Annotated in this window: 19 protein-coding genes; 12 read left to right on the forward strand and 7 right to left on the reverse strand. The window is 63.7% G+C overall.

What is annotated here, in order from left to right:
- Positions 1-32: 32 nt before the first annotated feature.
- The 6 genes from I603_RS11905 to I603_RS11930 all read left to right on the forward strand — a co-directional run bounded on the left by I603_RS11905 (position 33) and on the right by I603_RS11930 (position 6,088).
- Positions 33-1,082, forward strand: a complete 1,050-nt coding sequence (locus tag I603_RS11905) for a Fe(3+) ABC transporter substrate-binding protein (protein WP_068865331.1) — start codon at positions 33-35, stop codon at positions 1,080-1,082.
- Positions 1,083-1,215: 133 nt separating this feature from the next.
- Positions 1,216-2,031, forward strand: coding sequence for a ferredoxin--NADP reductase (locus I603_RS11910; RefSeq protein ID WP_068865333.1), 816 nt, complete (start codon positions 1,216-1,218; stop codon positions 2,029-2,031).
- 132 nt (positions 2,032-2,163) lie between these two features.
- Positions 2,164-3,306: an acyl-CoA dehydrogenase family protein gene (locus I603_RS11915; RefSeq protein WP_068865335.1), complete on the forward strand. Its 1,143-nt coding sequence runs from the start codon at positions 2,164-2,166 to the stop codon at positions 3,304-3,306.
- A 22-nt stretch (positions 3,307-3,328) separates the two neighbouring features.
- On the forward strand, positions 3,329-4,069 hold the full coding sequence (locus I603_RS11920; protein ID WP_068865337.1) for an SDR family NAD(P)-dependent oxidoreductase: 741 nt from the start codon (positions 3,329-3,331) through the stop codon (positions 4,067-4,069).
- 195 nt (positions 4,070-4,264) lie between these two features.
- Positions 4,265-5,284, forward strand: a complete 1,020-nt coding sequence (locus I603_RS11925) for an aldo/keto reductase (protein WP_068865513.1) — start codon at positions 4,265-4,267, stop codon at positions 5,282-5,284.
- Between the two features lie 129 nt (positions 5,285-5,413).
- A complete protein-coding gene (locus I603_RS11930) occupies positions 5,414-6,088 on the forward strand; it encodes a response regulator transcription factor (protein WP_068865339.1) in 675 nt (224 codons plus the stop codon).
- Positions 6,089-6,142: 54 nt separating this feature from the next.
- Here the strand turns inward: I603_RS11930 and I603_RS11935 are convergent, their stop codons facing one another.
- A complete protein-coding gene (locus tag I603_RS11935) occupies positions 6,143-7,507 on the reverse strand; it encodes an ATP-binding protein (RefSeq protein ID WP_068865341.1) in 1,365 nt (454 codons plus the stop codon).
- A 7-nt stretch (positions 7,508-7,514) separates the two neighbouring features.
- A complete protein-coding gene (locus tag I603_RS11940) occupies positions 7,515-8,240 on the reverse strand; it encodes a response regulator (RefSeq protein ID WP_068865342.1) in 726 nt (241 codons plus the stop codon).
- 167 nt (positions 8,241-8,407) lie between these two features.
- Between I603_RS11940 and I603_RS11945 the strand changes: the two genes are divergently transcribed.
- The 3 genes from I603_RS11945 (at position 8,408) to I603_RS11955 (ending at position 10,780) form a co-directional block, all read left to right on the forward strand.
- Entirely contained in the window at positions 8,408-8,833 is a 426-nt protein-coding gene (locus I603_RS11945; RefSeq protein ID WP_068865344.1) for a CREC-EF hand family protein, read from the forward strand.
- A gap of 41 nt (positions 8,834-8,874) precedes the next feature.
- On the forward strand, positions 8,875-9,747 hold the full coding sequence (locus I603_RS11950) for a sterol desaturase family protein (RefSeq protein WP_068865347.1): 873 nt from the start codon (positions 8,875-8,877) through the stop codon (positions 9,745-9,747).
- 67 nt (positions 9,748-9,814) lie between these two features.
- Positions 9,815-10,780 (forward strand): alpha/beta hydrolase, encoded by a 966-nt coding sequence (locus tag I603_RS11955; protein ID WP_068865349.1) that lies wholly within the window; start codon positions 9,815-9,817, stop codon positions 10,778-10,780.
- Positions 10,781-10,861: 81 nt separating this feature from the next.
- On the opposite strand, the gene I603_RS11960 is transcribed toward I603_RS11955, so the two are convergent.
- A complete protein-coding gene (locus I603_RS11960; RefSeq protein ID WP_143736714.1) occupies positions 10,862-11,455 on the reverse strand; it encodes a hypothetical protein in 594 nt (197 codons plus the stop codon).
- On the opposite strand from I603_RS11960, the gene I603_RS11965 reads away from it, so the two are divergent.
- The 3 genes from I603_RS11965 to I603_RS11975 are packed head-to-tail and all read left to right on the forward strand — an operon-like array spanning position 11,454 to position 15,550.
- A complete protein-coding gene (locus I603_RS11965; RefSeq protein ID WP_068865515.1) occupies positions 11,454-12,890 on the forward strand; it encodes an alginate export family protein in 1,437 nt (478 codons plus the stop codon). The two genes, I603_RS11960 and I603_RS11965, sit on opposite strands and share 2 nt — an antisense overlap.
- A complete protein-coding gene (locus I603_RS11970; protein ID WP_068865352.1) occupies positions 12,871-14,211 on the forward strand; it encodes a serine hydrolase domain-containing protein in 1,341 nt (446 codons plus the stop codon). Before I603_RS11965 ends, I603_RS11970 begins: the two co-directional genes overlap by 20 nt.
- A gap of 16 nt (positions 14,212-14,227) precedes the next feature.
- Positions 14,228-15,550: a mechanosensitive ion channel family protein gene (locus tag I603_RS11975; protein ID WP_143736715.1), complete on the forward strand. Its 1,323-nt coding sequence runs from the start codon at positions 14,228-14,230 to the stop codon at positions 15,548-15,550.
- Here I603_RS11975 and I603_RS11980 read toward each other — a convergent pair.
- The 4 genes from I603_RS11980 to I603_RS11995 form a co-directional block, all read right to left on the reverse strand.
- The gene (locus I603_RS11980; RefSeq protein ID WP_157090871.1) at positions 15,547-16,368 is read right to left on the reverse strand and encodes a hypothetical protein; all 822 of its coding nucleotides are present in this window, start codon (positions 16,366-16,368) and stop codon (positions 15,547-15,549) included. The genes I603_RS11975 and I603_RS11980 overlap by 4 nt on opposite strands.
- Positions 16,365-16,772 carry a hypothetical protein gene (locus I603_RS11985; RefSeq protein WP_086621808.1) on the reverse strand — a complete coding sequence of 136 codons (408 nt, stop codon included), beginning with the start codon at positions 16,770-16,772 and terminating at the stop codon, positions 16,365-16,367. The genes I603_RS11980 and I603_RS11985 overlap by 4 nt, the downstream gene beginning before the upstream one ends.
- A gap of 50 nt (positions 16,773-16,822) precedes the next feature.
- Entirely contained in the window at positions 16,823-17,215 is a 393-nt protein-coding gene (locus I603_RS11990; protein ID WP_068865358.1) for a hypothetical protein, read from the reverse strand.
- 275 nt (positions 17,216-17,490) lie between these two features.
- Positions 17,491-20,208, reverse strand: a complete 2,718-nt coding sequence (locus I603_RS11995; protein WP_068865360.1) for a TonB-dependent receptor domain-containing protein — start codon at positions 20,206-20,208, stop codon at positions 17,491-17,493.
- Between the last annotated feature and the right edge of the window lie 52 nt (positions 20,209-20,260).

The raw sequence follows: 20,260 nt of genomic DNA on the forward strand, positions 1-20,260 counted from the left end.
CATTTGCAACTTGTAACGGGAACCCCTCTCTGATGAACAAACTGCTTCTCGGCCTCGTCGCTTGCGCGGGCCTTGCCGGCCTTGCCGCTTGCTCCGAAACCCCTGAAGGCCAGGATGACGCCGTGCCGATTACCGGCGAAGTCAACCTCTATTCCTCGCGCCACTACGATACCGATCTGGCGCTTTATGAAGACTTTACGCAGCAGACGGGGATCAAGGTCAACCGTATCGAGGCCGATGCCGACGCGCTGATCGAGCGGATCCAGTCCGAAGGCGAATTCAGCCCGGCTGATATCCTGATTACCGTCGACGCCGGGCGGCTGTGGCGCGCCGAAGAGGCAGGCGTGTTCGCTCCGGTCGATTCGGAGCTTCTCAAGGAACGCATCCCGGCATACCTGCGTCACCCGGACGGGCTGTGGTTCGGCCTGTCGACCCGTGCGCGCATCATCATTTACAACAAGGCCGACGGAAAGCCGGAAGGTCTTGAGGACTATGCCGACCTCGCCGATCCGAGGTTCAAGGGCGACATCTGCGTGCGCTCATCGTCAAACATCTACAACATCTCGCTCCTCTCCAGCATCATCGCCCACAAGGGCGCGGCCGAGGCGGAAAAATGGGCGAGGGGTGTCGTTGCCAATTTCAAGCGTCCGCCGCAGGGCAATGACACCTCGCAGATCGAGGCCGTGGCCGCGGGCGAGTGCCGCATCTCCGTGGTCAATACCTATTATCTTGCGCGCTATGCGGGGGGTGATGCCAAGGACAAGGCGATCTTCGATGCCGTGGGCGTGATCTTCCCCGATCAGGACGGCACCGGCACCCACATCAATGTCAGCGGGGCAGGGTTGGTCAAGACCGCGCCCAATCGCGACAATGCCTTGAAGTTCCTCGAATATCTCACCTCCGAAAGCGCCCAGCGCTATTTTGCAGACGGCAACAACGAATATCCCGCGGCAGACGGGCTCAAGGCCAATTCGGCGGTCGAGCAGCTTGGCCGGTTCAGGGCGGACACGCTCAACGCGGCGGAAATCGGCAAGGGGCAGGCTGAAGCGGTCAGGATTTTCGACCGTGCGGGGTGGAACTGATTTGCGTCAGGTCAAGGCGCGCTTTCAGCCCTTATCACTAAACTGTCTTGAAGGGGGCGCGGATGTCGGCCATGTGCGCCCCCATACCGGCTGCCCGTCCGGGCGGCGCTGATCCAGTATTCCGAGGCCCGTTTTGAACCAGCCCATCATCGACCGCGACCAGTTCACCGAAAGCGCGGCGCTCAGCATCGAGACCATCACCGACGTGCACCACTGGTGCGAAGGGCTGTTCAGCCTCAAGATGACGCGCCCGGCGTCCTTCCGCTTCCGTTCGGGCGAGTTCGTGATGATCGGCCTGCCGGGTGACAACGGCAAGCCGCTGCTGCGCGCCTATTCGGTCGCCTCGCCGTCTTACGCGGAAGAGCTCGAATTCCTGTCGATCAAGGTGCAGGACGGCCCGCTGACCTCGCGCCTGCAACATATCCAGCCGGGCGATCCGATCTATCTCGGCAAGAAGCCGACCGGCACCCTCGTCACCGACGCGCTGCTGCCGGGCAAGCGGCTGTTCATGCTCTCGACCGGCACCGGCCTTGCCCCCTTCATGAGCCTCGTGCGCGATCCCGAGGTCTACGGGATGTTCGAGGAAGTGATCGTCGTCCACTCGGTGCGCCATGTGGCGGAGCTGGCCTATCGCGAACTGCTCGAATCGAAGCTCGAAGGCGACCCGCTGCTCGAGGATGAAGACCGTGCGCGTATGATCTACGTGCCGACCGTGACCCGCGAGGATTTTCGCACTACCGGCCGCATCCAGCAGCTGATCGACGACGGGCGGCTGTTCGAACAGTCCAAGGGCCCCAAGCACTTCGTGCCGGAAGAAGACCGCGTGATGCTGTGCGGATCGATGGCGATGATCAAGGACCACGCCGCCGATCTGGAGCAGCGCGGATTCGAGGAAGGCGCGAACAACAAGCCGGGGCAGTTCGTGATCGAGCGGGCGTTCGTCGGTTGAGCGCTTTCCCTTCCCGTCGGGGAGGGGATCGACGGGCGGGTGCTCTGCACCCCCACTTTCGCGCTTGACCCCCGCTCGGCGGCGGGCTTCTATCGTGGCAAAACGAAACCCTTTTGCCCGGAGAGAACCCCCATGCTCGCGACCTCCTATCGCACCGCCTATAATGAAGACCACGAAGCCTTCCGCGACACCGTCCGCAAGGTCTTTGCCGAACACCTGACCCCGCACATGGACGAGCACGAAGCCAACGGCATCGTGCCCCGCGACGTCTGGAAAAAGATGGGCGATGCCGGGATGCTGTGCATGACGGTGAAGGAGGAAAACGGCGGCCTCGGCCTCGATTTCGGCTTCAACTGCGTGCTGACCGAGGAACTCTCCTATCTCGGCTCCTCGGCCGGTTTCACGCTCCAGAACGACATCACGGCGAATTATTTCGAGCGCCTCGGCACCCCCGAACAGCGCGCCAAGTATCTGCCCGGCATGGTCAGCGGCGACATCATCACCGCTATCGCCATGACCGAACCGGGCGCAGGCTCCGATCTTCAGGGCATCCGCACCACCGCGAAGAAGGACGGCAATCACCTCGTCATCAACGGCTCGAAAACCTACATCACCAACGGCCAGAACGCCGATTGCGTGATCGTGGTCGCCAAGACCGATCCGGAGAAGGGCGCAAAGGGCATCAGCCTCGTTCTGGTGGACGCCGACACCCCCGGTTTCGAGCGCGGGCGCAATCTCGACAAGATCGGCCAGCACGCCGCCGACACCTCGGAACTGTTCTTCAATGATTGCCGCGTGCCGATGACCAATATCCTCGGCGGCGAGGGCATGGGCTTCGTGCACCTGATGGAGGAGCTGCCGCAGGAACGCCTCGGCATTGCGGTCGGCGCGCAGGCGGCGGCGCAGCGGGCGTTTGACGAGGCGGTGAACTTCACCAAGGACCGCAAGGCCTTTGGCAAGACCGTGTTCGAATTCCAGAACACCAAGTTCACCCTCGCCGATTTGAAGGCCAAGCTGCAGGTTGGCTGGGCGCATCTCGACTGGGCGATCAGGAAGCACCTCGCGGGCGAACTCACCACCGACGAGGCGAGCGCGGCCAAGCTGTGGCACACCGACCTCCAGTGGGAATGCTGCGACACCGCGCTGCAACTCCACGGCGGGGCGGGCTACATGAACGAATACGCCATCGCGCGGCTGTGGCGCGACGCGCGCGTGACCCGCATCTTTGGCGGCACGAACGAGATCATGAAGGAAGTGATCTCGCGCTCGATCTAAGCCGCCTTGGGAGGGGCCTGACATGACCGAACCGCTCGATTTCACCGGCCAGCGCGTGCTCGTCATCGGCGGGTCGAGCGGGATTGGCAACGGCATCGCCCATGGCTTTCGCCAGCGCGGCGCTCAAGTGACCGTCACCGGCACAAGGCCCGATTATGGCGATTATCTCGAAGCCGAGGATGCCGATTTCACCGGCCTCGATTACCGCCAGCTCGACCTGACCGACCGCGAGGCGGCTGACCGGCTGGCGGCAGATTTCGAGGCGCTTGATGTGCTGGTGCTGTGTCAGGGCACCGTGCGCTATGGCCGGGCCGAGTTCACCCGCGAGGGCTGGGATCAGGTGGTCGACATCAACCTCAATTCGGTGATGGACGCCGCCCGCGCCTTCCACCCGAAGCTGGCCGAAGCCAAGGGCAAGATCATCATCGTCTCCAGCGTTGCGGCCTTCAAATCGACCATCGGCACGCCTGCCTATGCGGCGTCCAAGGCGGGTGCGGCGAGCCTTACCAAGACGCTGGGCGAGGCCTGGGCGCGCGACGGCATCCGGGTGAACGGCATCGCGCCGGGGCTGGTGCCGACCAAGCTGACCGCCGTCACCACCGAGCATCCCGAACGTCTTGAAGCGAGTCTGAAAAAGATCCCCCTGCGCCGCATGGGGAGCCCTGAGGACATGGCCGGGGCCGCGTTGTTCCTCGCCTCGCCCTTGAGCGCCTACGTCACCGGCCAGACGCTGGTGGTGGATGGCGGGTTGACCCTGTCCTGAGGGCGGGCTTTCCTACGCGGGTCTGATCGGCCAGATTGCAGATCGGGCAAGCGGGTATCGCTGGCAAAGGCCCTCTGCCCCTGTCCGTCAAGCAGAGTTTTTTCAAGAATATCGCGTTTTTTCATATTGTTGTCGATGCTGGATTTGCTTGACGCCCTGTCAAGTTTGTCAAGCGAAGTAAAGGGAAGCCGGCCCATGCAATTCACCCGTCTCGGCCGTTCGGGCCTCACCGTTTCGCGGCTGTGCCTCGGCTGTATGTCCTATGGCGATACCTCCAAGGGATGGCACGGCGACTGGTTGCTGGACGAGGATGCGGCGCGGCCCTTTTTCGCTCAGGCGCTGGAGGCGGGGATCAATTTCTTCGACACCGCCAATATCTATTCGGGCGGCACTTCGGAGGAAATCACCGGCAAGCTGCTAAGGCAAATGGCGCGGCGCGACGAGATCGTGGTCGCTACCAAGGCCTTCGGCGTGTGGCGCAATGCCCCCAATTGCGGCGGCTTGTCGAGGAAGGCGCTGTTCCAGGCGATCGACGACAGCCTTGCCCGGCTCGGCATGGATCATGTCGATCTGTTCCAGATCCACCGCTGGGACGATCATACCCCGATCGAGGAGACGATGGAGGCGCTCCACGACATCGTGAAGGCTGGCAAAGCGCGCCATATCGGCGCGTCCTCGATGTATGCTTGGCAGTTCGCCCGCGCGCAGGAAGTGGCCCGCGCCAACGGCTGGACGCGGTTCATCTCCATGCAGAACCAGCTCAATCTGCTCTACCGCGAGGAGGAGCGCGAGATGCTGCCCCTGTGCGGCGCGGAAGGGGTGGGGGTAATCCCGTGGAGCCCGCTCGCGCGGGGACGGCTGGCGCGGCCCTGGGGCCAGGCCACGGTGCGCAGCGAGACCGATGGAGTCGGCAGGGCGCTCTACAAGGACGAAGATACAGCCGACCGCGCGATCATCGCGACGCTCGAGCAATTGGCCAATGCCCGCGGTGAAGCGATGGCAAGCCTCGGCCTGGCCTGGCACTTCACTAGGTCGCAGGTCGTTGCCCCGATTATCGGCGCGACCAAGCCGCACCATATCAAGGATGCCGTGCGCGCACTCGATATTGCATTGTCCGCAGACGAAGTCTCCGCGCTCGAAGCGCCCTATCGTCCCAAATGGCCGACCGGCATGGGTATGCCGATACCTGCGATGGACAAGGTGAGCGTGCTTTAGCGGTCGCGTCGAGCTGCTGCGGGCACCTTTATCGCACAAATGCGTGACATTGTTACATACAACTGAAATCCAGTCACAAACGCGTCACAAGGCTGGGCCAGTGCTGCGCTGCAACCATGCGGGGCAGTCGTGGACGTCATCAATATCTTCCTGACCGGCGAGCTGGGCGAAAGCCTTGAGGATTTCGTTCATGACCAGCGCCGCTTCACCTTTGACAAGCTCGGGCCCGACGGTCCGCGGCGTCTGGTGGAAGGGCCGATGTGGGCCTTTGTCGACTGGGTGATGGATGATCTGGCGGGGCTGGAGATGTGTCGCCGCCTGCGCGCCGATCCCCGCACGGCCGATGCCCATGTGACCATGGTGCTGGAGGAGGACGACCCCGAAGACCGCCGCCGCGCGCTCAGGGCAGGGGCGGATGATTATGTCGTCGGCCCGCTGACCCGTACTGCCGTGCTCGACCGGGTGCTGGCACTGCAATCGCGCGGGGTCGAGCGCCACGCCACCCGCCGGTTCGAGGCCGGCGCGCTGACCATCGACATGGCGGCGCTCCAGGCGCGCTGGAACGGCGAGCCGATACCGCTCCGGCCCAACGAGTTTCGCCTGCTGCGATATTTTGCCGAGAACCCCAACCGCGTGCTTACCCGCGAAGACCTGATCGGTGGCCTGGGCAAGCGCGAACCTCCGATCGACGAGCGCACCGTCGATGTCTGGATCGGCCGCCTGCGCCGCGCGATCAAGGTGGCGGGCGGGGGCAATCCCTTACGCACCGTGCGCTCTATGGGCTATGTCTTCGATCTCAATTGAGGCGCGCTGGGTGCGCGGATAGCCGACCGGCCCGTGCTTCGGGACTGCGGGTTCTTAAAGGGCCATCGCCGCCGGAAACACCACCGCAGCGCGCAGCCCGCCCTGTGCGCGGTTGGAAAGCCGGATCCGGGCTCCGTGGGTATGCGCGATGGCACGGGCTATGCCGAGGCCGAGGCCGGTACCGCCGGTCTCCTTGTTGCGTGAACCCTCACCGCGAAAGAACGGCTCGAACACTCTCTCGAGCTGGTTCTCGAGAAGGCCGGGGCCATTATCCTCCACCGCAATCGCCAGCCCCACGGCGTCGCGCGAGATGCACAGACCGACCCAACCCCCGCCATAGGCCCGCGCGTTTTCGAGCAGGTTCTCCATCATGCGGGCCAGCGCAAGCCGGTTTCCGGCGATCGTGAAGGGGTCCGAAGGGTTGTCCTGAGAAATAGCGACGTTCTGCGGCGAGGCCTCTGCGAGCGTCACAGCGAAAGAGCGGAGCTCGATCAATTCGTGCTCCGCGAGAGGGTTTTCGGCGCGGGCATAGGCCATCATGTCCGACAGCAGGCGCTCCATCTGGACAAGATCGGGCTCGATCTCGGCGACTGTGACATTGTCGCTACCGTGGGTCCTGAGGCGCAGTTTGGTGATCCCGGTCCGGATATCGTGGGCGATGGCAACCATGATCTGCTCGCGCTCCCGGATGAGACCGTCGAGCCGCAGCCGCATCCGGTTGAGCGCCCGGGCGAGGCGGCGCAATTCGCGCGGGCCGGTCTCCGAGACGGGCACGGCGGTCTCCGCCAGCCCGACACGTTCGGCATCATGTTCCAGCGCGCGGATCGGCCGCATGATGACCTGGCGCAGGGCAAAGCCGAGCAGCACGGCCACCACCAGCACCAGGGCGAAGAGGAAATAGGGAGCGTAAGGGGGCCCGCTGTAGATGATCGAAGGCGCTAGCCAGATGTTGAGCACCCTGCCGTCCTGAAGCCCGATTGCGACGTGTAGCGTGCTCGACGCATTATAGAACAGATCGGGCTGGGACCCCCGCCTGCGTGCAAGCTCGAGCGCGCCGACTTCCTCGAAGCGGATGTCCCGCTCGCGCAATCTGTCGGCGACAGCATTTTCGGTCGCGGTCAGTAGTGCCTGCCTTGCGCGATAGGGGGCAAGTCCGCTGCCGAACCCGTCGGCTATCCAGGCAACCCGCGACCGGCTGGCATAGGTCGACAGGATCGCTCCTTCGACCTCGGGCGGCGAGGTTTCGATGAGCCAGACCAGCTCGGTGATGCCGTTGGCGCTTTCAGCCAGAGCACGGTCGAAGATGCGGCCCGACAGCGGCGTCTGCATGATCGCAATCATTCCGGCGAGCGTCAAAACCAGAAGGCCGAAAGTCAGCGCGAGCACACGCGCCAGGATCGAGTTGAGCACCCCGCCCATGTGCCGCCTAGCAGCCTTCGCGCGTAACCGGCGCCGAGAAGGCATAGCCGAGATTGCGCACGGTCTTGATCAATTGCGGTTGTCTGGGATCGGGTTCGATCTTGCGGCGGATGCGGCTGATCTGGGAATCGATGCTCCGGTCGAAGGGGTTGCTGTTCACCCCACGCGACAGATCGAGCAGCATGTCACGCGATAACACCCGGGGCGCGCGCTCGACCAGCGCGAGCAGCAGTGCGAACTCTCCCGAGGTAAGGGCGACCTCGCTGCCATGCGCATCGATCAGCGACAATTGGTCCGGCATAAGGACAAAGCCGGCGAACCGCAGCGCGCGCAGCCTTGATGCAGCGGCGGGCAGCGCATCCGTTTCACGGCGGCGCAAGACCGCCCTTATGCGGGCCACAAGTTCGCGCGGGTTGAAGGGCTTGCCGAGGTAATCGTCCGCGCCGATTTCCAGCCCGATAATCCGGTCGATGTCCTCGGCCATGGCGGTCAGCATGATCACCGGGAGATTGGAGGTCGCCCTCAAACGGCGGCAGAAGCTGAGCCCATCCTCTCCCGGCATCATCAGGTCGAGCACCACGAGATCCGCCCGTCCCTCGGCAATCGGCGTTTCGGCCTCGGCCACGGATTGTGCAATGATGGCGCGCATTCCGCTGCGTTCCAGAACCCCGACAACAAGGGCGAGAAGTTCGCGATCGTCATCGACGACGAGGATGGTCGGGCCTTCGTGCATGATGACAGGATAGGCGGGCGTCGGGTTTCGCTCCAGCGCCGTTTTGCAACGATTTGTGGCGGGCTCGCCTGGGCTGGCAACAATTCGTCACAAATCGTGTCGCAGCGGGCAAACGGGGGCAAGGCGGCGCGGTCATTCTTCCTCCAACGCGATGATGGAGATTCCCGATGACCCGTTCCCTCAAACGCCTCCCCGCCTTGGCTGCCGGCGTTCTGATCGGCCCCGCGCTGATCTTCGCCGTCCCTGCAAGTGCGCAATCGCGCGATCAGATGCGTCAACTGCTCGAACGGGCCGATGCCAATGGCGACGGCGAGATTTCCCGGGCCGAGTTTGACCGGGTCCGCAGCGACATGTTCGAACGCATGGATCGCAACGGTGATGGCCATGTCGACAGCAGGGACCGTCCGCGCATGTTCGGTGAACGCTTCGACCAGGCTTTCGGCACGCTCGCATCGCTCGACAGCAATGGCGACAGGCGCGTGTCGCGCAGCGAACTTGTCAATGGAAAGGCCCCTGCCTTCGTTGCTGGCGACACCAATGGCGACAATATTCTCAGCCGGAACGAGCTCGCCGCGCTCACCTCGCCAAGGTGAGCCCGGTCGGCTCCCCGTTTCTGCGTCAACTGGAAACCCCCATGCTGACCGACCAGGCCCCTGTGACCTTCCTTCTTGTCGTTGCGCTCTTCGCGCTCGCCGAATTCGCTTGGCGCAGGCGATCGGGGCGAGGCTACAGCCTCGGTGCGCTTGGCGCCAATCTCGGCGTGATGATGGGCCAATTCGTTTCGAGGTTCATCACCGGAGGCCTCGTGACCGGCGCGATGTTTGCGGTGTTTGCTTTCGCACCCGTCGAGTGGGCGATGGGCGACTGGCGCACCTGGGTGGCCGGTTTCTTCGTGCTGGAGTTCTTCTATTACTGGCAGCACCGCTTCAGCCACACGATCCGCTGGTTGTGGACGTCCCACGCGGTGCACCATTCACCCAATGAATTCACCTTGCCGGCCGCCTTCCGGCTCGGCTGGACCGGCACGATCTCGGGCGGCTGGGTGGTGCTCTTGCCGATGGCGCTGATGGGATTTCACCCTGTGGTCATCGCGACGCTGATCGCGGTGAACCTGCGCTACCAGTATTTCCTGCATACCGAGGCAGTGGGCAAACTCGGTGTGCTCGAATGGGTGTTCAACACGCCCTCGCACCACCGGGTGCATCACGGCTCGAACCCTGCCTATCTGGACACCAATTTCGGCGGCGTTCTGATCGTCTTCGACCGCCTGTTCGGCACCTTCGTCGAGGAGCGGGACGACGAGCCGGTGCGCTATGGCCTGACCACGCCGGTCACCAGCAACAATCCCTTTGTGATCGCCTTCCACGAATGGGCGAACCTGTGGCGCGATCTCGGGCAGGTGCGATCGGCTCGCAGCGCGTGGCGGGCTCTGTTCGGTCGCCCCTCGGACCTCGCCCGCGGGGCGCCGCCCGATGCCGCCTGCCGGCAGGCGCCCGCTCTTACGTGACAACTCGCACCAGACAACTTGGAGAAGCTGCATGACCCCTATCCTTCGCAGACGGAGCCTGCCTTGCATGATTGCCGCCCTTGCCCTGTCAGCCTGTGGGGGAGACGAGACCGCCCCGCCGGTTTCGACGGCACCGGCGCCATCTCCCACGCCTACACCCACACCTACTCCCACTCCCACTCCCACTCCGGCCCCAACACCAACCGGGAGCCCGAGCGGCGCCAGGCTGCTTTCGGACATCAAGTATGGCGAAGGCGCGACATCGACCGGCAGCATCGATCTGCTGCTCGACATCTACCAGCCCGAAGCGACCTGCACCGCGCCGCGCCCGACGATCTTCTACGTGCACGGCGGCGGGTTCATTCTGGGCGACAAGCTCGACAGCATCGTGTCGGCACTGGCCCCGCGAATTACGGCCGAGGGCTTCAACTTCGTATCGATCAACTACCGTCTCGCGGGCGACAACCCGGTACTGTCGCCCGTGTTCGCCGCGGTCGGACAGGCCTATATCGATGATGGGATCATTACCCCCGGCTCCGACCTTTACGAGGCGATCATGGCATCCTTCGAAGACGGCGTTACCGCGCTGAACTGGATGGAGGACAATGCCGCAACCTACTGCCTCGACATGGACCGGCTGGGTTACTGGGGGTCTTCCGCCGGCACCTTCGTGACCCTGCAGATCGCCTATGCGCTCAACCAGTTCAATATCGAGCGGCCCGAGCCACGGTTCGTCAATGCCTGGTGGGGTGTCCTGCTGCGTGATGGGGATCTGGAAACCGGCGAGGCACCGTTCCTCATCCTGCACGGAGAAAACGACCAGGTCGTTCCCTATCGCGAATCCGTTGACCTTGCCGCAAGGGCCGATGAGGTTGGCGTTCCTTACGGTTTCTACACGCTGCTCGGTGCGGGGCACGGTTTCGACACGTCCAATCAGGCACAGACCGCAGCCGCGCTTCAGGTTTCGATCGACTTCGCGGTTGATCAGCTCACCGGCGGCACACCGGCCTATGGGAGGTTTGACGTGCCTTGATGGATTTCGCCGCGCGGCAAAGCCTTCGCTCCGGGCAAGCATTGCAGGGCAGATTGGGGTCGTGGTGTTCGCACCCTTGCGTCAGCCAAGGGCACTGGCAAGGCGGTTGAGGTATTCGATCGAATAGCGCGTCATGGGCTCAAGTTCCTGCGCGCCGTCGGGATGGATGTGCCAGAAGCCTGCCTCGTCTTTCATGATCCAGCCTCGTTTCGCCATCGCGGCAAGCTTGCGTCTTGCTGTTTCACGCGGAATGCCGGTGATTTGTGCGATCGAAAGGCTGTTGAGCGGCGTGTAGAACGCGTCGCGCCTTTCCATTTTCTGAAACGCCTCGAATGACAGGTCATCCGGTAACCGCCCGCGTGGCAAGGCCGCCGAGCCTATCACCGCCATGATCAGTGCAGCATCCAGATCCCCGTCGAAGGCAACGCGCAGGCGGGTGAGCAAGGCAATCAGGCCATCGACATGCACCGGCCAGACCTTGCCGAAATGTTCATCCGGAATTCCCATTTCCTGCCTCCCTGCGACTGACGATTCTACGCCCAAACCCAAAATGGGCAATGCCCTACTTGTCTGCCTTTCGAACACCGCCGATCCTTTCCGCGGATCCAGGGGAGGTGACGAGATGAGAATGGCTGAATTGATACGGCCCTCGGCACATGTCCGGTCGATCTTCATGCGATCCAGCGCAGCTGCGATCACCGGCGCGAGTTTGCTTTCTGCCGGCGCCGCCGCGGCTCAGGACGGCGACCCGATGGTGATCGTCGATAACGACAATCTTACGGTGCGCACCCATCTCCAGGGCGGGGTCAACGCCGTGGCGGAGACCAACCTTTTCTGGAACCTGTCGGATGCCTTCGCGCCGCAGGAGGGCTTCGATCCCGATACCCAGTGGCTCGAGTTCTATTTCAAGCCCGGGGTCAGTTTCACTACCAATGGCGAAGGCCCGGCCAAGGCCTATGGCAAGGTTTCGGGCGTTGCCTCCTATACCGAAGGAACCGACGGGTTCGATTTTCGCAACCAGGGCGCTGTCACGCTCGAGGAAGCCTATGTCGGCCTGACCATCGCAGCCGCCGACGATCTCACCTTCGACATTTCGGCCGGTGCGCGCGAGTTGAAGCTCGGCACGGGGATGCTGATTGCGAGCGGCGGATCGAGCGGGTTCGAGCTTGGCGCGCTCAAGTTCGGACCGCGCAAGGCGTGGGACATGTCGGTAATTGGAAGGGTCACCAAGGGCGGCACTGCCCTCACCGGCTTCTTTCTCAACCCCAACGAACGCCCGGTGATCGACAACGAGAACCGGCTTTTCGGGGCGGATCTGCGCCACGACTTTGCCGGCGGCGGGTTTGTCGGCGGCAGCTTCATCGCGGTCACGCAGAGCGGCACGCCCTATATCCAGGCCGCCCCCGGTGGCGTCGGTGCACCGACCTTCCTGCCGGGCGGGCGCGACGGCACCAACACGGTCAATTTTTATGCCGCTACCGGCAAGCTGGACGGTGTGCTGGAAAACTGGCGCTTCGCGATCGACGGGGCATACCAGTGGAATGATCGGCTCGACATGACAGCCTGGGCGGGACGGGTGCAGGTCGGCTATACTTTCGCCGAGGCCAAATGGCGCCCCTCGATCACCTACAGTTACCAGACTTTCTCGGGCGACGATCCCGACACGCCCGAGCTCGAACGCTTCGATCCGCTGTTCTACGAGGGTTCGCCCAGCGCCTGGTCGACCGGTTCCAAGTCGTCGATGGTGTTCATCAACTCCAACGTCCGCTCGCACGGCTTGGCTTTGCGGGGGCAGCCCTCGCCCAAGGACACGCTGACGCTGCGCTACAACCACATCCGCGCGAACGAGCTGCGCAGCCCGCTGCAATTCGGGCAGGCCGAGCGCATCGACATCGGCACCGGGGGCGATCTTGCCAACCTTGTGGTCGGGGTCACCGATGCCCACGTCTCGGATGACCTGTTTCTCGAATACAGCAGGATCATCACCCGCAACCTGTTCCTCACTGCCGGCCTGAGCATCTCCGAGCCGGGCGAGGGGATCGAGAACACCGTACCGGGCGGGGTGCCCGCATGGACCGGAGGATTCGTCAATGTTGTCTTCAATTTCTAGGCTCGCCTTTGCTTCGACGCTGGCATTGACCGCCGCGCTGCTACCCACTGCCGGTGTGGCACAGCAGGCTCCGCTGTCGGCACAGGAATCCGATCCGCGCGTGATGGGCTGGATGCAGGGCTTCCCGCCGCCCGCCGACAAGATCATCACGCAGCCGGATTCGGTCTATTTCAGCTTTCCGCGCCTGCGCTGGTCGGTGTGCCACCTGCGCGAATTCCTGCCTACCGAGGAAATCAGCCGCGGCACCGGCGCGCCCGTGCCGCTGCCCTACCTCTCGCCCAGCGCCTTTGCCGATGAACGCGCCACCATCGACGCGTTGACCTTCACGCCGATTGGCGGCTCCGCGCCGATGACCTGGGAGCAATCGCTTTACGCCAATTATACCGACGGCATCCTCGTGCTGCACAAGGGCAAGGTCGTCTACGAACGCTATTTCGGTTGCCTGGACGAAGGCGGAAAGCATGCAGCCATGTCGATGACCAAGTCGGTCACCGGTCTGCTCGCCCAGATCCTCGTTGCCGAAGGCAAGCTCGACGAGACCAGGCGCGTGCGCGACATCATCCCGGAAATCGGCAACAGCGCCTTCGCCAGCGCCACCATCCGCCAGGTGATGGACATGACCACCGGGGTCAAATATTCGGAAAACTATTCCGATCCCAATGCCGATATCTGGCTCTATTCCAAGGCGGCAAGCCCGCTGCCCAAGCCTGAGGATTATACCGGCCCTGACGGTTACTGGGAATATCTCCAGCAGGTCGCGCCCGAGGGCAGGCATGGCGATGCCTTCCATTACAAGACGATCAACTCCGACATGCTCGGCTGGATCATCTCTCGCGTTACCGGCAAGTCGGTCACCGAACTCGCCTCGGAGCGTCTGTGGCAGCGCATGGGCGCGGAACAGGACGCCTACCAGACGGTCGATGGCAAGGGCGTGCCCTTTGCCGGCGGGGGCATTTCGGCTGGCCTGCGCGATTTGGGCCGGCTCGGCCTCTTGATGCTGAACAAGGGCGAGATCAACGGCGAACGGCTGTTCCCCGCCGCAGTCTCGGAACGGATCGCCAAGGGCGGCGATCCGGCCAAGTTCTCCGGCTTCCCGACCATTCCGGGCGGAAGCTACACCAGCCAGTGGTGGGTGTTCCATAACAAGCACGGCGCCTATGCCGCGCGGGGGGTTCACGGACAGACGATCTATGTCGATCCGACCGCCGAGATGGTGCTGGTGCGCTTCGCCTCCTTCCCCACGGCGCAGAACGGGCGGATCGATCCGACCTCGCTACCCGCCTATCAAGCGCTGGCCGAATACCTGATGGCAAAGGACTGACGGACGGGAGCGCGGCGTGACGCGGATATCGAGGCTGCTTGCGCAATTTCTGGCGGTGCTGCTTGCCGTCCTGGCGGTGCCGGTTTCAGCGCAGGAGGCTTCGTCACCCCCGAATGCCGCGGCATCGCCTCGGGCCAAGGCCGAAGCTCCCTTGTCGCGTGTCGCCGATCCCGCCGTTCCCGTCGATGAGCTCGCGCACCTGCTGATACCGCTGACCAAGCTGGAACTCGCCGATGCCACCGACCTGTGGCTCGCCAATGTCCGCGCCGCGACGCAGCAGATTGCCGATCTTCAGGCCGATATCCGCCGCAATCCGGCAAAGGAGGGCGACCCGCGCTTTGCCCGTCTGGCGCGCATGGTCGAACAGCGCGCCGGGCTGCTCCGGCGCTTTTCGATGGCGGTCGATTCTTTCGAGCGCAAGGGCGGAGATCCGGCACGGGTGGCGGACCTTCGCGCCTATCGCGAGGCGGTGCTCTATGAGGAGACCGCACAGGCCGGCACCGGCGCGCTGGCAGGTGCGCTGGTCACCTGGCTCGGACGGTCCGACGGGGGCGTCGCGCTGCTCAAGCGGATCGGCATCGCCTTGTTGGCGCTCGGCGCAATCGTGCTCGCGGCACGCTTTGCGCGCGGTTTCGTGCATGTCTGGCTGGGCCGCTTCTCGCGCCTGTCGCGGCTGCTGCAGAACTTCATCGCCACGATGTTCTTCTGGCTGTTCATCATCGTCGGCCTGCTGTTCGTGCTGGCAGCGATCGACATCGACATCACGCCCTTGTTCGCGCTGATCGGCGGTGCGAGTTTCATTCTCGCATTCGCCTTCCAGGACACGCTCGGCAATCTCGCGAGCGGCTTGATGATCCTCGTCAACCAGCCCTTCGACGAAGGCGATTACATCGATGTCGGCGGGGTCAGCGGGACGGTGCAGAAGGTCAGCATCGTCGCCACCACCATTGCAACCGCCGACAACAAGGTGATCGTTGTGCCCAACCGCAATGTCTGGGGCAATGTCATCGTCAACGCATCGGCGAGCGATATCCGGCGGGTCGATCTGGTCTTTGGTGCCTCTTACGACGATCCGATCCAGGAAGTGCTCGACACGATCAATGCCGTGGTCGCCGCCCATCCCAAGATTCTCAGTGAACCCGAAGCTCAGGTCGCTGCCAACGAACTTGCGGCAAGCGCGGTCAATTATGTGTGTCGTCCATGGGTCAAGGCAGAGGATTATCTTGCCGTTTACTGGGATCTGACCCGGCAGGTGAAGGAAGCATTCGACGCGCGCGGACTGACCATGCCTTACCCGCAGCAGGAGGTGCACATCAAAGGCGCGCTGCCTCCAGCCTAGAAGCGGTAGGCAAAGCCGATCAGCGGGCCGGTGATCGCGATATCGAGATCGATCGGCGCGCCATTGCCGATGGCGGGGCTTTTACGGTTCACGCTCAGGCTCTTGAACACCAGTTGAAACGACGCCTTGTCCGATAGCGAATAGCTTGCCCCGGCAACCGCGTTCCAGGTGAAGTCCGAACCCGCGCCGAACCCGCCGATATCGCCCTGGAACAGCAGCCGCCAGCGACGCGAGAGCTGGTGCTGATAGCGTGCGCCGACAATCGGATCGATCCATTCGTCGCCGGTGACGATGGTGCTGTCGAAAAAGGCCGTAGTGATCGCGATCTCCACATCCGCGTCCCAGCGCCGGATGCCGCCGTACAGGTCGAGCGAGTGGCGATCCATGTCGATGCGCCTGACGAGCGTCAGTTCCATCACCTCGGCATCGATATCGGCATCGACATCGCCGATCAGGATGTCGACGCCGGTGCCAAGATTGGCGAAGATGTAGTCGGTCGACACCCCCCAGCCCGATTTGTGCCGCACCTCGCCATGGATCAGCCCGCCGAACTCGAACACCTCGAGCAGATCGCCAGCATCAAGCGCGAAGTCGAGGCCCTGGGCTGACGTGCCGATATTCCCGGTGACAGTGGGCACCCAGACATAGGGGCTGACGACGAAAGTGAAGTGCTTGTCCTGCGCATCGGACGCGGGCGGCGCCTCTTGCTCCCGGGTCTCGATCTCGCCGGGGGTAACCGCGCCTTGGGCTTCCGTATCGTCTGCGGGAAGGGGGGCGGTGATCATCACCGTCGCGCCCAGCAAATGAAGTGCGATCAATTGTCGTCGTCCGCGATCGCTGCGACCACACCGACCACCGCCGCGCCGACCAACAGGCCCGTCAGCGCATTCCCGTTCTTGTCGCGCCGGTCATAATAGCGGCGCTGGTATTCGTCCCGGCCCCAGTAACGGCCATCGCGATACCAGCGGTCGTTTCCGCGATACCAGCGGTCGCGATAGGCCTCGCGGATTTCGCGGCTGACCTCGCGCCGCGCTTCGCGGCGCTCGCGGGCGACCTCGCGGTTGGCTTCGCGATACTCGCGCTCGGCACAGGCTCTGGTTTTGCAGCGCATGATCTCGCGTGCACCCTCGGCGCGCTCGCGTGCGACTTCGCGGTTGGCCTCGCGGATTTCCCGCCGGATTTCCCAGCTCTGGGCATTGGCGGCCGACGGGAAAGCGATCATGGCAGTCAGGCCACAGGCGAAAAGCGGGAGAAGCTGCAATGCGCGGCGCATCACTTCACTCCTCCCGCGGCCGCGCGGTGCCTCGCCACGCGTAGCTCGTAGTTCTTCATCACCTCGATGCATTCATCGGTGCTCACCTCGATCGAGGTGCCGTAGCCGAAGGCAGAGGAGAACAGGAATGCCCGGTCGATCCCGAACAAGCGGGTGATCGAACCATTGAGATCAAGCACTTCACGCTCCAGCGCGCCCTGCTGATCGTCCACGACGCAGCCGCGTGCGAGGCCGGCAAGGTAACCAAACCGCTTGAGCGCTTCATCGAGCTGCTCCTCGGCTGCGACCTCTGCGTCACTGGATGACGCGGTATTTTCCTGTGCAGCCATCGAAGGTGCGGCCAGCAAGAGGAAGCAGCAACCTGTCGTCGCCAGCAGATGGTTGATCTTCATTTCCCGTTCCCCTCCAAAATTGCGGTGAAGGGACGCTAGGCTGGCGGAGAGCGGTTTTCAGCAGGCAGAGTACCCATTTTGGGGTTTGCCGGAAGACGGGCGCGCAGCTTGTGGGAGTGACGGGAATCCACCCGATCCCGCCCGTCCGGGTGACACCATGATGGTGCGACAATCGGACGCCCGATCGTGCCGAATGCGGCGCTATGCCCGCCATGCAAGAAAGGCCGCTCCGGCAGGGAGCGGCCTTTCTGTCTATCCGGCCCGGGCGCGCGCGATCAGAAGCTCGCCTTGAGCCCGAAGCTGAAGGCCGTGCCGACCTGAAAGGTGTTGATCTCGATCCGGTTGCCCTGGAATTCCTGGAACTCGAAATTGTCGCGACCGAAGATGTTGCGCACCTCGAAGCTCAGCTCCAGCGGCACCCCGCCGAGATTGACCTCGGAGCGGGCGACGAGGTCGACCGTGAGGCCCGGATCCTCGACCACGTCGGGCAGCGGGCCGCCACGCAGGGTCACGCGCTCGCTCGCATAGTTGAGCAGCACGGTGAGCTGCTGCACCTTCTCGGTATCCTCGAGGCTGAGCGAAACGTTGGCGACATGGTCCGACTGACCCACCAGCGGCGCGCCGTTGTCGAACAGCTGGCTGGCGTCCTGCTGCGGGCTGCCGGGGATCGGGGCAAGGTCGCCCGGCGCGACCGAGATGCTCGACTGCGCCCAGGTGTAATTGGCCTGCAGCAGCAGCTGCTTGGTCTCAAAGAAGCCGCCCATGTCGTAAAGATCGAAGGCATAGGCTGCATCGATTTCCGCCCCGTAGAGCTCGGCCGAAGGAGCGTTGGCAAAGCTGGTGCGCAGCTCGCCCGGGATGAAGATCAGGAAGTTTTCGATCGGGTTGTCGATTTCCTTGTAGAAGCCGGCGATGCTGATCTTGTTCGGTCCGCCGAGATAGTACTCGGCGCGGCCTTCGAGGTTGATCAGCTCGCTGTCCTGCAGGAACGGGTTACCGATGAAGCGGCGGTTGGATTCCGGATCGAAGTAGAGCTGTTCGACCAGCTCGCGGAACTGCGGGCGGGCGATGGTCTTGGATGCCGACAGCCGCAGCTGCAGGTCGGGGGTCGCCTCCCAGGTGATCGTGCCGCCGGGCAGGAAGTAGTCGTTGGCGATGTCGGTCGGAATCGCGCCGGGGATCGGCGTGGTGAAGATCGACTGGTCAAGCGCGACGTTCTGCTGGCCGTCCTCGTAGCGCACGCCCGCCTCGATGGTGAGCGTGTCGGTCGGAACCCAGCGCAGCTGGCCGTAGCCGGCATGGACTTCCAGCGCGGCGTCGAACACCGGGAAGGGCGAACGTTCGAACAGGGCAACGTTGAAGCCGGCCAGCGTTGCCCCGTTGATGATGTCGCCGGGCCTGCGCAGCCCCAGCGCCTCAACTACCGGAACCTGCTGCTCACTGGGGATGAATTCGCAGATCGGTCCGCACGAGACGAGCGGCACGAAGCCCCGGCTGGAAGACCGGCGTGCGGTGTCCGAATAGGCGTAGCCGAAGGTCACGCTGAGCGTGTCCAGCAGCTCGTAGGACAGGTCGATCCCGCCGAAATACTGGTCTTCCTGAAGATCGTCGAACTCGACGATCGGGCGCTGCGCCTGCACCGGCAGAGTGCCGCCGATGTTTACCAGGAACTGGTCGCCGAAGATATTCGACGGGTTGTTGGTGCGGACATATTCGAAGGTCGCGTTGAACGGCGCCTCGCGGTCGGTGCGGGCAAAGCCGCCGCGCACATCGACATCGAGCTTGCCGAATTCGAACTCGGCCACCAGTTGCGTGTCGATCAGCTGGCGTTCGAACCACGCGGTCTGCTGCGAAAGGTAATCGACCCCGTCGACGCCGAGCAGGAAGTCGGTCCGTTCGCCCAGACGTGCGGTCTTGAGCGTGTCGCGGATGTAGAGATTGGTCCAGCGGATGGTGTGCTCGCCGATGTCGAGGCCGACGCCGATCAGACCGTTCACCAGCACGTTGTTGTCGGTGATGAAGGTGTTGCTGGTGCCGAACAACTGGCTGAGATCGGCATTGCCCTGTTCGCTGAGCACCGAACGGTTACGCCAGGAATTGCTGATGCCCGCAGTGGCGACGATTCCGAGATAGGTGTCCCCGCCAAGCTCGAACGACATCCCGCCGGTGATGTTGGCGCTGAAGTTGATCGGCAGGTTGTCGTTCTTCTGCAGGGTGACAAGGTTGGTCGGGAACAGCTGTCCCGCAATCGGCCCGGCCTCGGCGGGGGTAAGGTTCTCGATCCGTTGACCGCTGTCGAAGAAGGTCTGCAGGTTCGAGGGAATATCGCGGTTGCCGTTGTCGAAGCCGAAGGTGTCCCAGCGGCTGCCGAAATAGGTCAGGCCGTTCTCGAAGGTGGTCTCGGTATCGCCGCCGCCGCTGATGCTGATGGTGAGGAAGTCCTCGGTCGGCACCGCCTTGGTGGTGAGGTTGATCACCCCGCCGCCGAATTCGCCCGGGAAGTTGGCCGAATAGGTCTTCTGCACGAGGCCCGAGGAGATGACGCTGGTCGGGAAAATGTCGAGCGGGACGACGCGGCTCAGCGGTTCGGGGCTGGGCAGCGGCAGGCCGTTGAGCAGCGCGAGCGAATAGCGGTCGCCCAGGCCGCGCACGAACACGCGCCCGTCGCCCACCAGCGAAAGGCCGCTCACCCGGCCCAGCGCGCCGGCGATGTCGCCTTCGCCGCTGCGGGCGATATCGGCCTCGGACAGGACGTTGAGAACCTGGGTCGAGGCGCGTTCCGGATTGCGGTTGCGCCGTCCGGTGACGATGATGCCGCCGCCGGGGATCGAGACATCGGGCTGTTCGAGCTCTTCCTCGGGAGGGGTGTCCTCCACTTCTGCGGTCAGCGCGTCATCGCTTTGTGCCTCTGCCGACTGGGCGTGGGCGATGGCGGGAAGCGTGAGCGACGTGGTGAGAAGCAGCAGCCCTGCCAGGCGCTTGCCGGTCGACATAATGCTAGACCCCCTCATGAATAGGCCTGTGATAGGTGCCGGCCGCGCAGGG

The sequence above is a fragment of the Erythrobacter dokdonensis DSW-74 genome, from assembly GCF_001677335.1.
GTDB classification, from domain to species: Bacteria; Pseudomonadota; Alphaproteobacteria; order Sphingomonadales; family Sphingomonadaceae; genus Erythrobacter; species Erythrobacter dokdonensis.

Bases quoted from the DNA above. Each gene is read 5' to 3' on its own strand.
- I603_RS11905 (WP_068865331.1), top strand. From the start codon at position 33: ATGAACAAACTGCTTCTCGGCCTCGTCGCTTGCGCGGGCCTTGCCGGC.
- I603_RS11915 (WP_068865335.1), top strand. From the start codon at position 2,164: ATGCTCGCGACCTCCTATCGCACCGCCTATAATGAAGACCACGAAGCC.
- I603_RS11920 (WP_068865337.1), top strand. From the start codon at position 3,329: ATGACCGAACCGCTCGATTTCACCGGCCAGCGCGTGCTCGTCATCGGC.
- I603_RS11925 (WP_068865513.1), top strand. From the start codon at position 4,265: ATGCAATTCACCCGTCTCGGCCGTTCGGGCCTCACCGTTTCGCGGCTG.
- I603_RS11935 (WP_068865341.1), bottom strand. From the start codon at position 7,507: ATGGGCGGGGTGCTCAACTCGATCCTGGCGCGTGTGCTCGCGCTGACT.
- I603_RS11940 (WP_068865342.1), bottom strand. From the start codon at position 8,240: ATGCACGAAGGCCCGACCATCCTCGTCGTCGATGACGATCGCGAACTT.
- I603_RS11945 (WP_068865344.1), top strand. From the start codon at position 8,408: ATGACCCGTTCCCTCAAACGCCTCCCCGCCTTGGCTGCCGGCGTTCTG.
- I603_RS11950 (WP_068865347.1), top strand. From the start codon at position 8,875: ATGCTGACCGACCAGGCCCCTGTGACCTTCCTTCTTGTCGTTGCGCTC.
- I603_RS11955 (WP_068865349.1), top strand. From the start codon at position 9,815: ATGATTGCCGCCCTTGCCCTGTCAGCCTGTGGGGGAGACGAGACCGCC.
- I603_RS11965 (WP_068865515.1), top strand. From the start codon at position 11,454: ATGCGATCCAGCGCAGCTGCGATCACCGGCGCGAGTTTGCTTTCTGCC.
- I603_RS11960 (WP_143736714.1), bottom strand. From the start codon at position 11,455: ATGAAGATCGACCGGACATGTGCCGAGGGCCGTATCAATTCAGCCATT.
- I603_RS11970 (WP_068865352.1), top strand. From the start codon at position 12,871: ATGTTGTCTTCAATTTCTAGGCTCGCCTTTGCTTCGACGCTGGCATTG.
- I603_RS11985 (WP_086621808.1), bottom strand. From the start codon at position 16,772: ATGATCGCTTTCCCGTCGGCCGCCAATGCCCAGAGCTGGGAAATCCGG.
- I603_RS11990 (WP_068865358.1), bottom strand. From the start codon at position 17,215: ATGAAGATCAACCATCTGCTGGCGACGACAGGTTGCTGCTTCCTCTTG.
- I603_RS11995 (WP_068865360.1), bottom strand. From the start codon at position 20,208: ATGTCGACCGGCAAGCGCCTGGCAGGGCTGCTGCTTCTCACCACGTCG.